General features: G+C 67.4%; 13 protein-coding genes. 9 read left to right on the plus strand and 4 right to left on the minus strand.

Annotated features, from left to right (window positions below; all coding sequences use genetic code 11):
* The first annotated feature begins 15 nt into the window (after positions 1-15).
* Entirely contained in the window at positions 16-318 is a 303-nt protein-coding gene (locus BN976_RS21415; RefSeq protein ID WP_011779266.1) for a hypothetical protein, read from the plus strand.
* On the opposite strand, the gene BN976_RS21420 is transcribed toward BN976_RS21415, so the two are convergent.
* Positions 315-956, minus strand: coding sequence for a TetR/AcrR family transcriptional regulator (locus BN976_RS21420; protein WP_011779265.1), 642 nt, complete (start codon positions 954-956; stop codon positions 315-317). The two genes, BN976_RS21415 and BN976_RS21420, sit on opposite strands and share 4 nt — an antisense overlap.
* Before the next feature lie 128 nt (positions 957-1,084).
* Here BN976_RS21420 and BN976_RS21425 point away from each other — a divergent pair, with 128 nt between their 5' ends.
* Positions 1,085-2,566: a cytochrome P450 gene (locus BN976_RS21425; RefSeq protein ID WP_011779264.1), complete on the plus strand. Its 1,482-nt coding sequence runs from the start codon at positions 1,085-1,087 to the stop codon at positions 2,564-2,566.
* A 74-nt stretch (positions 2,567-2,640) separates the two neighbouring features.
* Here BN976_RS21425 and BN976_RS21430 read toward each other — a convergent pair whose 3' ends face one another.
* Positions 2,641-3,129 (minus strand): 2-isopropylmalate synthase, encoded by a 489-nt coding sequence (locus tag BN976_RS21430; RefSeq protein WP_109489636.1) that lies wholly within the window; start codon positions 3,127-3,129, stop codon positions 2,641-2,643.
* 200 nt (positions 3,130-3,329) lie between these two features.
* Here BN976_RS21430 and BN976_RS21435 point away from each other — a divergent pair, with 200 nt between their 5' ends.
* Positions 3,330-4,091 carry a sulfite exporter TauE/SafE family protein gene (locus BN976_RS21435; RefSeq protein ID WP_199558985.1) on the plus strand — a complete coding sequence of 254 codons (762 nt, stop codon included), beginning with the start codon at positions 3,330-3,332 and terminating at the stop codon, positions 4,089-4,091.
* Here the strand turns inward: BN976_RS21435 and BN976_RS21440 are convergent, their stop codons facing one another.
* Positions 4,092-5,144 carry a phosphotransferase gene (locus tag BN976_RS21440; RefSeq protein ID WP_036373679.1) on the minus strand — a complete coding sequence of 351 codons (1,053 nt, stop codon included), beginning with the start codon at positions 5,142-5,144 and terminating at the stop codon, positions 4,092-4,094.
* 75 nt (positions 5,145-5,219) lie between these two features.
* A complete protein-coding gene (locus BN976_RS21445; RefSeq protein ID WP_011779260.1) occupies positions 5,220-5,987 on the minus strand; it encodes an SDR family NAD(P)-dependent oxidoreductase in 768 nt (255 codons plus the stop codon).
* A gap of 116 nt (positions 5,988-6,103) precedes the next feature.
* Here BN976_RS21445 and BN976_RS21450 point away from each other — a divergent pair, with 116 nt between their 5' ends.
* From BN976_RS21450 to BN976_RS21470, 6 genes are all read left to right on the plus strand, one after another.
* Entirely contained in the window at positions 6,104-7,621 is a 1,518-nt protein-coding gene (locus tag BN976_RS21450) for a molybdopterin-dependent oxidoreductase (protein ID WP_011779259.1), read from the plus strand.
* 309 nt (positions 7,622-7,930) lie between these two features.
* On the plus strand, positions 7,931-9,091 hold the full coding sequence (locus BN976_RS21455) for an IS30 family transposase (protein ID WP_457920257.1): 1,161 nt from the start codon (positions 7,931-7,933) through the stop codon (positions 9,089-9,091).
* Between the two features lie 57 nt (positions 9,092-9,148).
* A complete protein-coding gene (locus BN976_RS21460; RefSeq protein ID WP_036373684.1) occupies positions 9,149-10,783 on the plus strand; it encodes an ATP-dependent DNA ligase in 1,635 nt (544 codons plus the stop codon).
* A 98-nt stretch (positions 10,784-10,881) separates the two neighbouring features.
* Positions 10,882-13,185, plus strand: coding sequence for a carbon starvation CstA family protein (locus BN976_RS21465; protein ID WP_011779257.1), 2,304 nt, complete (start codon positions 10,882-10,884; stop codon positions 13,183-13,185).
* Positions 13,185-13,322: a YbdD/YjiX family protein gene (locus BN976_RS32805; protein WP_011779256.1), complete on the plus strand. Its 138-nt coding sequence runs from the start codon at positions 13,185-13,187 to the stop codon at positions 13,320-13,322. Before BN976_RS21465 ends, BN976_RS32805 begins: the two co-directional genes overlap by 1 nt.
* A gap of 55 nt (positions 13,323-13,377) precedes the next feature.
* The coding region (locus tag BN976_RS21470) for an amidohydrolase family protein (RefSeq protein ID WP_036373686.1) at positions 13,378-14,025 on the plus strand (648 nt) is incomplete at its 3' end.

Genomic DNA, 14,025 nt, shown 5'->3' on the forward strand with positions numbered 1-14,025 from the left:
GGATACCCTACGGTGATGATCAAGAACGGCACCCGGCTGCAGAGCCAGGTCTGCGACACGCAGGTCATCGTCGTCAGGACCGCCGACAGCCTCGAGGACCTGCGCGCCGGCGGCGCGCCGATGATTCCGCTGGAAAGTGACAAAGACACCGCCCTGACGCTGGATCCGGCGCAGTCCGGCGGCAACGCGATGGGTAAACGCTATGTCGACGACGGCGGCGCCGAGGTCCTGGTGACCAAGGCCGGTGCCGGCACGCTGTCCATCGGATCGACCCCGCTGGCTCTCAAGGAAGCCAAGCCGCTGCCTGCCAGCGATTAGGCCTTGTGAGTCTCGAGGCTGTCGCCGCCCCAAAGGCTGCTCAGCCACAGCCGCTCCACGATCTCGACCGCGCGGGCGGGATCCGCACCGCGGCCGACGAACGCGCTGTCGTGGGCCAGTGTCATCGACGTCATGGCGATCAGGGTGCGCACCAGCGCGGGTAGATCCTGCGAGACCGGCCGCGCACCGGAGTCGCGCCCGACCAGGTCGACGATCTTGTCGATCACGCTGTCCTGGAAGTCGTCCATGATCTCGCGGATCTCGGCATCGGTGTTGCGGGCCAGGTTGCACGCGCCCATGATCGGGTCGTTCCTCGCGTACACAGTCGCGGCGTAGCCGACCATCCGCTTGGCGAAGTCCGAGGGCGACTCCCCCGGTTCACGCGGCGCGAAGTCGTGGGTGAGTTGGTCCAGCTCGGCCATGGCCTCGGCGACGATCACCGCCAGCACCGCGTACTTGGAGTCGAAATAGAAGTAGAAGCCGGATCGGGCCACCCCGGCGCGCTCGCTGATCGTGCTGACCGAAAGATCGGCGAACGCGCGCTCCTGAAGCAGTTCGCGGACCGCGGCAATGATGGCGTCCCGCTGCCGGTCGCCTCTGCTGCGGCGCAGGTCGCTGGGAGCGGGTTCGGCCGTCATGGCTGTAAACCTTGGCACCGCGACACCTCCGACACAAAACCTTTGGAAACTTGACAGCCGTCAAGTGCCTCGTTAAGGATAGCGGTCTCAGTGACATCGACCACAGTCCCGTGACTCCAGGAGTTCAGATGCCGTCGATCTCGACGACCGATTACGTTCTTGACCAGGCCAAACGGCGACTGAAGCCAACCCCGGTCACCATCCCGGGCATGGGCGCGGTGGAGAAGCGGCTCAAAGACAAGCACTGGGACCAGTTCGTGCTCGCCGAACCGCCCGCCGGCAGCGACCTCAAGCCAATCCTGGGTGACGCGGGGTTGCCGATCATCGGCCACATGATCGAGATCTTCCGCGGCGGGCCGGACTTCATCCTGGAGATCTACCGCAAGCACGGTCCCGTCTACTTCGCCGAGTCGCCCGCGCTGTCGTCGGTGATGGCGCTGGGGCCCGATGCCACCCAGGCCGTGTTCTCCAACCGCAACAAGGACTTCTCGCAGCGCGCGTGGGACCCGGTCATCGGGCCCTTCTTCGAGGGCGGCCTGATGCTGCTCGACTTCGACGAGCACATGTTCCATCGCCGGATCATGCAGGAGGCGTTCACCCGCAGCCGCCTGACCGGCTACGTCTCGCATATCGACTCGGTGGCCTCGGCCGTGCTCGCCAACGACTGGGTGGCCAACGATCCCCGGTTCCTGTTCCACCCCGCCATCAAGGAACTCACCCTCGACATCGCCTCCGAGGTGTTCATGGGTGTCCCGGCCGGCACCGACCGCGCCCTGGTCACGACGGTCAACCAGGCGTTCACCACGACGACGCGCGCGGGCAATGCCATCGTGCGCAAGCCTGTTCCGCCGCTGACGTGGTGGCGCGGGATCAAGGCCCGCAAGACGCTGGAGGACTACTTCTCCAGCCGGATCGGCGAGAAGCGGCGCTCGGAGAGCACCGACATGTTCAGCGTGCTGTGCCATTCGGCCGACGAGGACGGCCAGAGCTTCACCGACGACCAGATCGTCAGCCACATGATCTTCCTGATGATGGCCGCGCACGACACGTCGACCTCGACCATGACGACGATGGCCTACCACCTGGCGGCCAACCCCGAGTGGCAGGACCGGCTGCGCGAGGAGTCGGCGCGCATCGGCGACGGACCGCTGGACATCGAGGCGCTGGAGAAGCTGGAAACCTATGACCTGGTGATCAACGAGGCGCTGCGGATGATGACCCCGCTGCCGTTCAACTTCCGCCAGGCCATCCGCGACACCGACCTGCTCGGCTACTACATCCCCGCCGGTACCAACGTGGTGACGTGGCCGTCGATCAACCACCGGCTGCCCGAACTGTGGACCGACCCGGAGAAGTTCGACCCGGAACGGTTCGCCGAGCCGCGCAGCGAGCACAAGAAGCACCGTTACGCGTTCGCCCCGTTCGGCGGCGGCGCCCACAAGTGCATCGGCATGGTGTTCGGTCAGCTGGAGATCAAGACGGTGGTGCACCGTCTGCTGCAGAACTACCGCCTCGAACTGCCCAGGCCGGACTACCAGCCCCGGTACGACTACGGCGGCATGCCGGTTCCACTGGACGGCATGCCGATAGTGCTGCGCCCCCTGCACTGAGTTTTTCCTTCCGCCGAAATTGCATTCCAGCAGCTCGTCACTCGAACTTCGGCTGCTGGAATGCGATTTCGGCGCTAACTGTCGGCGATCAGCCGGTTGGCGCACGCGATGACCGCGCGCAGCGCCGACTCGGTCGCATCGTCGGACCAGCCCATCGCCCACCGTGTGCGGCACCCGTTGCTACCGCGGATGAACGTCGCGGTGTGATCGCCGGCGCGCAGTTGGTGAAACGCGGTCATCTCCACGGCGACCCCGCGTTCGTGCAGCATCTCCGTCAACGCTGCGACGGGGCCGCACGCCGCCGCGCGTGAGGTGCCGGTGCGGTCCCCCAGCGCCAGCGTGGCCTGGTAGCTGCGGACCTGCGGGCCAAGCCGCCTGGCGCCGTCGACGCAGGCCCACTGGCCCAGCCGCACCGGGCCCGTCGAGGGCGCGTACTCGTCGCAGAACTCGTCGAACGACTTGGTTTCGGCCGGCTCGCGCAGCGCGCGCGGCAACAGGCCGCCGACGACGGCCGCGAACGTCATCGATGTCGCGTCAGTGGGGGTGGCGATCGTGGATGTCATGTGCCGGCCTTCTGCTCCGAGAGGAAGCGACCGACGAAGTAGCGACGACCCACAGCGAGGGGTCGGTCAGATCAGACCCCGCTGCGGGTTGCTACTACGAGTCGCCTCGGCACGTCAGCGATGCTAGACCTCCCGGATCGCGTCGTGCAAACGGTTATCCGGGTGGCGGACACCGCGCGGGGCGCGGGCACAATGTGCCGGTGTCCTGGTCGCAAGCCGCGCTGCTGTTCGCGGCCGGCGTCATCGGTGGGCTGACCGGGAGCATCGCGGGCCTGGCGTCCGTGGCGACCTATCCGGCCCTGCTGCTGGCGGGGCTGCCCCCGGTGGCCGCCAACGTCACCAACACCGTGGCGCTGGTCGCCAACGGAGTCGGTTCGGTCTGGGGATCGCGGCCCGAACTGGCCGGGCAGAGCGCATTGTTGAAGCGCACGCTGCCCTTCGCCGCGGTCGGCGGCGTCACTGGGGCGGTGCTCCTGCTGTCCACGCCCGCGGAGGGTTTCGAGAAGCTCGTGCCGGTGCTGCTCGGGTTCGCCTCGCTGGCGATCCTGCTTCCGGTGCGACCTCGACGCGACGGGACGTCGTCGCCACGCAGGCGGACGGTGACGCTGGTGCTGCAGGGCGCCGCCGTCTTTGCGATCTGTATCTACGGCGGCTATTTCGGCGCCGCGGCGGGGGTGTTGCTGCTCGCGCTGTTCCTGCGCCTGGGCGGTGAGACACTGGCGCACGCCAACGCGGCCAAGAACGTCGTCCTCGGCGCGGCCAACGGCGTCGCCGCATTGATCTTCGCGGTGGTGGCGCCCGTCGCGTGGCCCGCGGTCCTCGCGCTCGGAACCGGTTGCCTGCTCGGTTCACGGTTGGGCCCGGTGGTGGTCCGGCACGCCCCAGACAAACCCCTGCGGGTCGCGATCGGCGTCGCCGGTGTGGCCCTGGCCGTCAAACTCGGGTTCGACGCCTACGGGTGATCACACAAACGGGTTGTCGCCCTTGGACACCCGGGTACCCAGCTCGATCAGATTCTCCGCCGACGCGTGCAACCGCTCACCCGCCTCGGCGCTGGCCTGCCCGGCCAGGTACCGCGACCACGTGCCCTCGATGACGATCGCGAGCTTGAAACACGCCATCGCGACATACCAGTCCAGCGCCGAGGTCCGACGCCCGCCGGCGGCCAGATACGCCTCGACGAGTTCGGGGCGCGTGGCCAGTCCCCCGAGCGCGGCCAGTTCGGAACCGACGTCGATCGGTTTCGGCCCGTCCGGCCAGCAGATGAGCATCCAGCCCAGATCGAGCAACGGGTCGCCGACCGTGCACATCTCCCAGTCGACGAAGGCCGCCACCTCGGGGACGTCGCGCCGCAGCAGCACGTTGCTGAGATGGCAGTCGCCGTGCATGATGCCGGGTTCGGTGTCTTCGGGGCGGTGGGATTCCAGCCATTCGGCGAGCAGGTGCACCGAGGGGAACGACTCGGGTGCGTAGCGCTCGTGCCGGTAGCTCTCCAGCAGCCGCATGAACTGCGGAACCTGGCGCGCCAGAAAGGATCCCGGCCGTTTCAGGGCGGCCAGCGGGCTGCCTTCCCACGGCACCTTGCCGAGTTCGGCCAGGCTCGCCGCGTACGACAGGCCGACGCGGTGACGCATGCCGGCATCCCGGATGTAGGCCTCGTCGATCTCGGTTCCCGGGTTGAAGCCGTCGATCGCCTGCATCAGGTAGAACACCACCCCGAGCACATCGAGGTCTTCGCATCCGGCGATCAGCTCCGGATGCGGCACCGCGGTGCCCTTCAGGGTCTGCAGCACGGCGATCTCGCGTCGCATCGTGTTGTCGCTGGTGGGTCTGGGGTGCGGCGGCGGGCGGCGCAACACCATCGGTCGACCGTCCACCTGCAGGCGCACGACGATGTTCTGCGAGCCCCCGGTCAGCGGCTCGACGCCGGTGACGGTCGACCCGATCCCGGTCCGCCGCACCCAGTCCCGCAGTGCGTCGGTCTCGGCCTCGGTCAACGTCACATCAACTGGCACGCCGTCGAGCCTAGAGCGATTTCGGTGTAGTTGGTTCCGCTCAGCAGGACCAACTACACCGAAGTCGCGGGTTGCCTACTTGGGGGCGAAGCGCTGGCCGGCGTCCAACCGCAGGCACTGGCCGTTGAGCATCGGGTTCTCGACGATCGCGACGGCGAGCTTCGCGTACTCCTCGGGCTTGCCGAGCCGCTTCGGGAACGCGGCATCCTTGGTCAGCACGGAGGCGAACTCGTCCGGGATGCCCTCGGTGAGCCCGGTGGCGAACAGGCTGGGCGCGATCGCGAGCGCCCGGATACCCAGGCTGCCGAGATCACGGGCCATCGTCAGGCACATCCCGGCGATCGCGGCCTTGGAGGCGGTGTACGCCACCTGCCCGATCTGGCCCTCGAAGGCCGCGATCGACGCGGTGTTGATGATGACGCCGCGCTCCTCGGCCTCGTCGTCGACGGGGTCGTTCTTCGACATGTGCCAAGCCGCCAGCCGGCTGATGTTGAAGGTGCCGATGAGGTTCAGGTCGATGCTCTTGCGGAACGATTCAAGGCTGTGCGGACCGTCCTTCTTCACGGTGCGCTCGGCGATGCCGCCGCCGGCCGTGGTGACCGCGATGTGCAGACCGCCCAACGCTTCGACCGCCTGGTTGAGCACGGACTCGGTGCCCTCGAAATCGGTGATGTCGACCTCGAAGAACGAGCCGCCGATCTGGTCGGCGACCTCCTTGCCCTTGGACTGCGGACGGTCCAGCACCGCCACGCTCGCACCGCGCTTGGCCAGCGCCTCCGCGGTGGCCCGCCCGAAGCCCGACGCGCCGCCGACGACGACGGCCTTCTTGCCCTCGATCTCCATCTGTTCCCTTTCGCGAACTTTCCAATACATGGGTGATTTGTAAAGCCCCCATGCAACCTAGCCGATGACATCGTTCGGTAAGAGTTTCGGGCTCTTGGCGGCGGTACTTTGGCAACATGACCACGCCGGGCGCCAAGGCCATGACCGGTGTCGCCGCGGCCGCGGTGGCCGTCGGGGTGGCACAGCTCGTCGGTGCCGCTTTCGGCCCGCAGGCCGACGTGCGCACCGCCGTCGGTTCCGCGGTGATCGAACTGACGCCCGGCGCCGTCAAAGAGTGGGCGATCGACACCTTCGGCACCGCCGACAAGCTGGCGCTGACCGTGATGGTCCTCGCCGTGATCGCGGTGATCGCCGCGGTCGCGGGCATCCTCGAGTCCAGACGCCGCCCGATCGGCAGCACGGCGATCGTGGCGGCCGGCGGGGTGGGATGCGCCGCGGTGCTCTCCCGCGCCGGCGCGACGCTTGTCGACATCGTGCCGACGCTGGTGGGGACGGCCTGCGGTGTGGCCGTGCTGCGCCTGCTGGTGTCGGGCCGGTTCACCGACGAAGGCGAGGAGGCGAGCACCGATCAGGGCAGGCGGCTGTCGCTGGTGACCCTCGGCCTGCTCGGCGCGGGCGTGGCGAGCGGGGCCCTCGGCGTGGTCATCACCCGGTTGGCCTCGTCGGTGTCCGGTGACCGCGAAGCGTTCGCGCTTCCGAAGGTGAACAAGGCCGCGGCCCCCATCCCGGACGGGGTGCAGCCGAAAGGTGTTGCGCTGCCGTCGTTCGTCACGAGCAACTCCGACTTCTACCGCATCGACACCGCGTTGAGCGTCCCACAACTGAGCCGGCAGGACTGGCGGTTGCGGATCCACGGCATGGTGGACCGTGAGGTCACCTACCGCTACGAGGACCTGAGCCGTTTCGAGGTCGTCGAGAAGGTGGTCACGCTCACCTGCGTCTCCAATCCCGTTGGTGGCGAACTCATCTCGAATGCGGTGTGGACCGGCTACCGCGTCGGGGACCTGCTCGCCGAGGCGGGCGTACAACCCGACGCCGACATGGTGTTGTCGATGTCGGTGGACGGCTGGTCCGCGGGCACCCCGGTCGAGGCGCTCACCGACGGCGACGCGCTGCTGGCCATCGGCATGAACGGCGAGCCGCTGCCGATCGAGCACGGCTATCCCGCCCGACTCGTGGTTCCCGGCCTGTACGGCTACGTCTCGGCCACCAAGTGGGTGACCGATCTGGAGCTGACCCGTTTCGACCGGGCGGAGGCGTACTGGACGCGGCTGGGCTGGTCGGCCCGCGGCCCGATCAAGACCGAATCGCGCATCGACGTGCCGCGCAGCGGCCAGGACGTGCCCGTGGGCCCGGTGACCTTCGGCGGCGTCGCGTGGGCGCAGGACCGTGGGATACGCGCGGTCGAGGTGCAGATCGACGACGGCGACTGGCGGCAGGCCACCCTGGGCGACGCCTACTCCGGTGACACCTGGCGGCTGTGGAGCTTCCCGTGGGACGCACGGGAAACCGGCTTCCACACGATCACGGTGCGCGCCACCGACAACGACGGCTACACGCAGACCCCCGACCGGGCCGATCCGGTCCCCGACGGTGCGACGGGCTGGCACTCGATCACCTTCGCGGTGCGCTGACCGCACGAAATTGCATTCCAGCAGGTCCTCACTCGGTCAGACTCAATCGGTCGCTGCAACACCTGATTGGTTTAGGGGTGTTGTTCGATGGGGTTTCGCAAGCGTGGCAGCAACGACGTTCCGGATGGGGCTCGTGAGGTCTTCCTGGAGGCGTTGGGGTCGGGGTTGTCGCAATCGGCGGCGGCAACGGTGGCTGGGGTTTCTCACACGACGGGCTGTAGTTGGGCCAAGGCTGCCGGAGTGCCCGCGAATCTGAAGCACCGCGGTATCCGGTATCCCTTGGCGATCCGCGACTCGTTCTGGGCGGCGATGCAGGCGGGAGCCTCACCGACGCAGGCAGCGGTGATCGCCGGCGTGTCGGAGAACATGGGTCAGATCTGGGTGAACCAGGCTGGTTATGTGCCCAGAACCCAGGCCCCCGATGCTCTCCCGTCCGATGAGATCGCGCCCCCGCGGCCGCGAACGCCACTGACGTTCACCGAGCGTTGGCGGCTTGAGGAACTCTTGGAAACCGGCCACCTGCCAGCGCAGGCTGCTGCGGCGTTGGGGCGCCACAAGGACACCATCAACCGAGAGATCGAGCGGGGTCAAACCTGCTCGGGGTACCGCGCTCGGGTGGGCCAGGACGTCGCCGAGGCCCGTCGCAAGCGGCCTAAGGACCGCAAATTGCAGGCCAACCCTGTCTTGCTGACCGAGGTGGTGGCACGCTTGGAAAAGCACGACAGTCCCGAGCAGATCGCGGGTCGGTTGCGTCTCGATTTCCCCGATGATCCGGAGATGTGGGTGTCACACGAAACGATCTACCAGGCCCTCTACGTCCAGCCCCGCGGAGAGCTGGCCCGACTGGTCAAAAAAGCTTTACGCACTGGACGTGTGCACCGTAAGGCGCAGGGCCGCAACACTATTGACCGCAACAGGTTCAAAGACGGGATGATCGGTATCGCTGAACGTCCCGCCGAAGCTGACGACCGTGCGATCCCGGGTCACTGGGAAGGCGATCTGATCCTGGGCAGCACCGCCTCAGCCTCGGCGATCGGCACCCTCGTCGAGCGCACCACCGGGTTCGTGGTGCTGCTGCACCTGCCCGAGGACCGCACCGCGGCCACCCTCGCCGAGGCCATGTCGATCAAGGTCCCCGAAATCCCCGAGATCCTGCGCCGCTCGCTGACCTGGGACCAGGGCAGCGAGATGGCTCTACACACCAAGATCACCGAAGCCACCGGGCTGCCGATCTACTTCTGCGACCCACACAGCCCCTGGCAGCGCGGCACCAACGAGAACACCAACGGCCTGCTCCGTCAGTACTTCCCCAAAGGCACCGACCTGTCGTTCTACGGCCCGGGCTGGCTCGACCAAGTCGCCGCCGAACTCAACGCCCGACCCCGCAAACGACTCGGCTGGCGCACACCCGCCGAAGAACTCGACCGACTACTGTCAGACCCGTCCACATTCGTTGCAGCCACCGCTTGAATCCAAGGCGAACTTTCGCCGCTGGAATGCAATTTCGGCAGCTGAGAGGATGGTGACGTGCTGCTGGTTGACGTTGCCAACGCGTCCGCCGACGTCGCGGCCATGTCGGCGCGGCTGGCCAAGGTCGCGCGCATCGCCGAGCTGCTGCGCACGGCCGGCCGACAGGGCGACGCGCGGCTCGTCCGCGTCGTCGTGTCCTGGCTGTCCGGCGAGCTGACCCAGCGCCAGATCGGTGTCGGGTGGCGGTCCGTGCGCTCGGTGCCCGACCCCGCCGCCCAACCGAGCCTCACGGTCGAGGACGTCGACGCCCGGTTCGGGGAGATCGGGTCCACCTCCGGCAAGGGGTCCCAGGCGCGCCGCGCGGCACTGCTGGCTGAACTCTTCGCTGCGGCCACCGCCGTCGAACAGGTTTTCCTGCGCCGCCTGCTCACCGGGGAACTGCGCCAGGGCGCCCTCGGCGGGGTGATGGCCGACGCGGTCGGCAAGGCCGCGGGCGTCCCCTCCGCCGTGGTGCGTCGCGCCGCGATGCTGGGCGGGGACCTTCCCGCGGTCGCCGCCGCGGCCGTCACCGACGGCGAGTCCGCCCTCGCACAATTCACCCTGCAGGTCGGCAGGCCGGTGGGCCCGATGCTGGCCCAGACCGCCACCGGCGTCGCCGATGCGCTCGACCGCTTCGGCGGGACGGCGCTGTTCGAGGCCAAGCTGGACGGCGCGCGCGTGCAGATCCACCGCCGCGGCGACGCGGTGTCGGTCTTCACCCGCAGCCTCGACGACGTGACGGCGCGGCTGCCCGAGGTGGTCGACGCGACGCTGGCGCTGCCGGTCACGGAGCTGATCGCCGATGCCGAGGCGATCGCACTCAGACCCGACGGGCGTCCGCACCGGTTCCAGATCACCGCCTCACGCTTCGGCCGCCGCGGTGGTACGCCCGACGCGGGTACACAGAGGCTGTCGGTGTTCTTCTTCGACCTGCTGCACGCCGACGGGGTCGACCTGCTCGACCTGCCCACCGGCGAGCGCATCGCCACGCTCGACGCGACGGTGCCCCGCGAGCAGCGCGTCGACCGCCTGTTGACCTCCGACCCGGAGGCCGCGCAGGCGTTTCTCGACGCGACACTGGCCGCGGGACACGAAGGCGTGATGGCCAAGTCGCCGACCGCACCGTACGAAGCCGGTCGACGCGGGGCGGGCTGGCTCAAGGTCAAACCCGTGCACACCCTCGACCTGGTGGTGCTCGCCGTGGAATGGGGATCGGGCCGGCGCACCGGCAAGCTGTCCAATATCCATCTCGGTGCACGCGACCCGGCGACCGGCGGTTTCGTCATGCTCGGCAAGACGTTCAAGGGCATGACCGATGAGATGCTGGCCTGGCAGACGGAACGCTTTCTCGAGTTGGCCGACGGAGCGGCCCCGGCCGCGACATCAGACCACGGAGCGGCCCCGGCCGCGACAGCAGACCACGGAGCGGCCCCGGCCGCGACAGCAGACCACGGAGCGGCGGATGGATTCACCGTGACGGTGCGGCCGGAGCAGGTCGTCGAGATCGCGTTCGACGGAATCCAGACGTCCTCGCGTTACCCCGGTGGGATGGCGCTGCGCTTCGCCCGGGTGCTGTGCTACCGCGACGACAAGACCGCAGCCGAGGCCGACACCATCGACACGGTGCGTGCACTGCACGAACGCGCGAACTGACCTCGCAAAAGGGAGTTTCCCCACATCTGTGCTTGCTCCGGTGCCAGTATCGACACAGGCACGGACAGGGCAGAAGACAAGGGAGACCGGGACGCATCGTGGCCACACCCACCGCCGCATCGGAACGCATCGAGGAAACCGTCGGAGACATCACCTACATCCGTACGGACAAGAACCTGCCGCCGGTGGCGATCATCGACAGATCGCCGATCACCGTAAAACACAGGATCATCTTCGCGGTCGTCGCACTGCTGGGCGCGGTCTCCTGGGCGATCATCGCGTTCTTCCGGGGCGAGACGGTCAACGCGGTGTGGTTCGTCTTCGCCGCGATCTGCACCTACGTCATCGGTTTCCGGTTCTACGCCCGCCTCATCGAGATGAAGATCGTCCGGCCGCGCGACGAGATTGCCACGCCGGCAGAGGTTTTCGACAACGGCACCGACTACATGCCGACCGATCGGCGGGTGCTCTACGGGCACCACTTCGCGGCGATCGCCGGTGCCGGGCCACTGGTCGGCCCGGTACTCGCCATGCAGATGGGTTATCTGCCGGGCACCATCTGGATCATCATCGGCGCGGTCGTCGCCGGATGCGTGCAGGACTACCTGGTGCTGTCGATCTCCGTGCGTCGGCGCGGTCGCTCGCTGGGTCAGATGGCGCGCGACGAACTCGGCGCCGTCGGCGGAGTCGCGGCCATCGTCGGCGTGTTGGTGATCATGGTGATCCTGCTGGCGGTGCTGGCGCTGGTCGTGGTCAACGCGTTGAGCGAGAGCCCGTGGGGCGTCTTCTCGATCGCGATGACGATACCTATCGCACTGTTCATGGGTCTGTACCTGCGTTTCCTGCGCCCCGGGCGCGTCTCGGAGGTCTCGTTGATCGGCGTGGTGCTCCTGCTGCTCGCGGTTGTCGCGGGCGGCTGGGTGGCCGAGACATCTTGGGGCGCCGAGTGGTTCACGCTGTCCAAGGTGGCGCTGTCCTGGTGCATCATCATCTACGGCCTGGCTGCCTCGGTGCTGCCGGTGTGGCTGCTGCTCGCCCCTCGCGACTACCTGTCGACGTTCATGAAGGTCGGCACCATCGCGCTGCTGGCGGTCGGGATCCTGCTGGCCCGCCCGATCATGGAAGCGCCCGCGATCTCGTCGTTCGCCGCCAGCGGCACCGGGCCGGTGTTCGCCGGTTCGCTGTTCCCGTTCCTGTTCATCACCATCGCGTGCGGCGCGCTGTCGGGGTTCCATTCGCTGATCTCGTCGGGCACCACCCCGAAGCTGCTGGAGAAGGAAAGCCAGATGCGGCTGATCGGCTACGGCGGCATGCTGACCGAGTCGTTCGTCGCGATCATGGCGCTGATCACCGCCGCGATCCTCAACCAGCATCTGTATTTCGTGATGAACGCCCCCACCGCGTCGACAGGCACCACCGCCCAGTCGGCAGCCGACTACGTCAACGGTCTCGGACTGTCCGGTGCACCGATCAGCGCGCAGGAGATCACCGACGCCGCCGAGAGCGTGGGTGAGGAGTCCATCGTGTCCCGCACCGGCGGCGCCCCGACCCTGGCGTTCGGGATGTCGGAGGTGCTGCACCAGGTGTTCGGCGGCGCGAGCCTCAAGGCGTTCTGGTACCACTTCGCGATCATGTTCGAGGCGCTGTTCATCCTGACCACCGTCGACGCCGGGACCCGGGTCGCGCGGTTCATGCTCTCCGACGGGTTGGGCAACCTCGGCGGCCCACTCAAGCAGCTGCGCAATCCCAGTTGGCGGGTCGGCGCCTGGATCTGCAGCATCATCGTCGTCGCGGCCTGGGGCAGCATTCTGCTGATGGGCGTCACCGACCCCCTCGGCGGCATCAACACCCTGTTCCCGCTGTTCGGCATCGCCAACCAGTTGTTGGCTGCGATCGCGCTGACGGTCGCGACCGTCGTGGTCATCAAACGCGGTCTGCTGAAATGGGCGTGGATACCCGGGGTTCCGCTGCTGTGGGATCTGGTGATCACGATGACGGCCTCGTGGCAGAAGATCTTCTCCGGCGACCCCAAGGTCGGCTACTGGACGCAGCACTTCCAGTACCGCAACGCCAGGGACGCCGGACAGACGAGCTTCGGCGCCGCCAAGGACGCCGGAGCGCTCGACGCCGTCATCCGCAACACCTTCATCCAGGGCACGCTGTCGATCGTCTTCGCGGTGCTGGTGCTCATCGTGTTCACCGCGGGAGTCGTCATGGCGGTCAAGGCGATTCGCGGCACCGGCCGGCCGCTGGCCGAAGACAACCCGATACCGTCGCGCATCTTCGCGCCGTCCGGCATGGTGATGACTTCAGCGGAGAAGGAGGTGCAGAAGCAGTGGGACGCACTTTCGAAGGCGCACGCCGGGCCGTCCACCAGATCGGCTGGTACTGGAAGTCGCTGATGGGCGACAACCACTACCAGCGCTACCTCGAACACCACACGCGCACGCACGCCGGCGAGGCGGCGATGTCGGAAGGCGAGTACTGGCGGCGCCGCCACGCGGCCGCCGACGCCGACCTGGGCGCCCGGTGTTGCTGAACCTGCGCGCTAAACTGTCGACCATACGGTAAGTGACTACAGGATGGGTACGACGATGAACCGTGATGACATGATTTTGATCAGCGTGGATGATCACATCGTTGAGCCGCCGGATATGTTCAAGAATCATCTGCCGAGCAAGTATTTGGATGAGGCGCCGCGGTTGGTGCATAACCCGGACGGCAGTGATACGTGGCAGTTCCGGGATGTGGTGATTCCGAATGTGGCGCTCAATGCGGTGGCGGGTCGGCCCAAGGAGGAGTACGGGCTGGAGCCGCAGGGTCTGGATGAGATCCGACCGGGGTGTTGGCAGGTTGATGAGCGGGTCAAGGACATGAATGCCGGCGGGATTTTGGGGTCGATGTGTTTCCCGTCGTTTCCGGGTTTCGCGGGCCGGTTGTTCGCCACCGAGGATGCGGAGTTCTCGTTGGCGTTGGTGCAGGCCTACAACGACTGGCATGTCGAGGAGTGGTGTGGGGCGTATCCGGCCCGGTTCATTCCGATGACGTTGCCGGTGATCTGGGATCCGGTGGCGTGTGCGGCCGAGATCCGTCGCAATGCGGCGCGGGGGGTGCATTCGTTGACGTTCTCGGAGAACCCGTCGGCGATGGGGTATCCGAGTTTCCATGATTTCGAGCATTGGAAGCCGATGTGGGATGCGCTGGTGGATACCGACACGGTGCTCAATGTGCATATCGGGTCG

Source organism: Mycolicibacterium austroafricanum (genome assembly GCF_000612725.1).
GTDB classification, from domain to species: Bacteria; Actinomycetota; Actinomycetes; order Mycobacteriales; family Mycobacteriaceae; genus Mycobacterium; species Mycobacterium austroafricanum.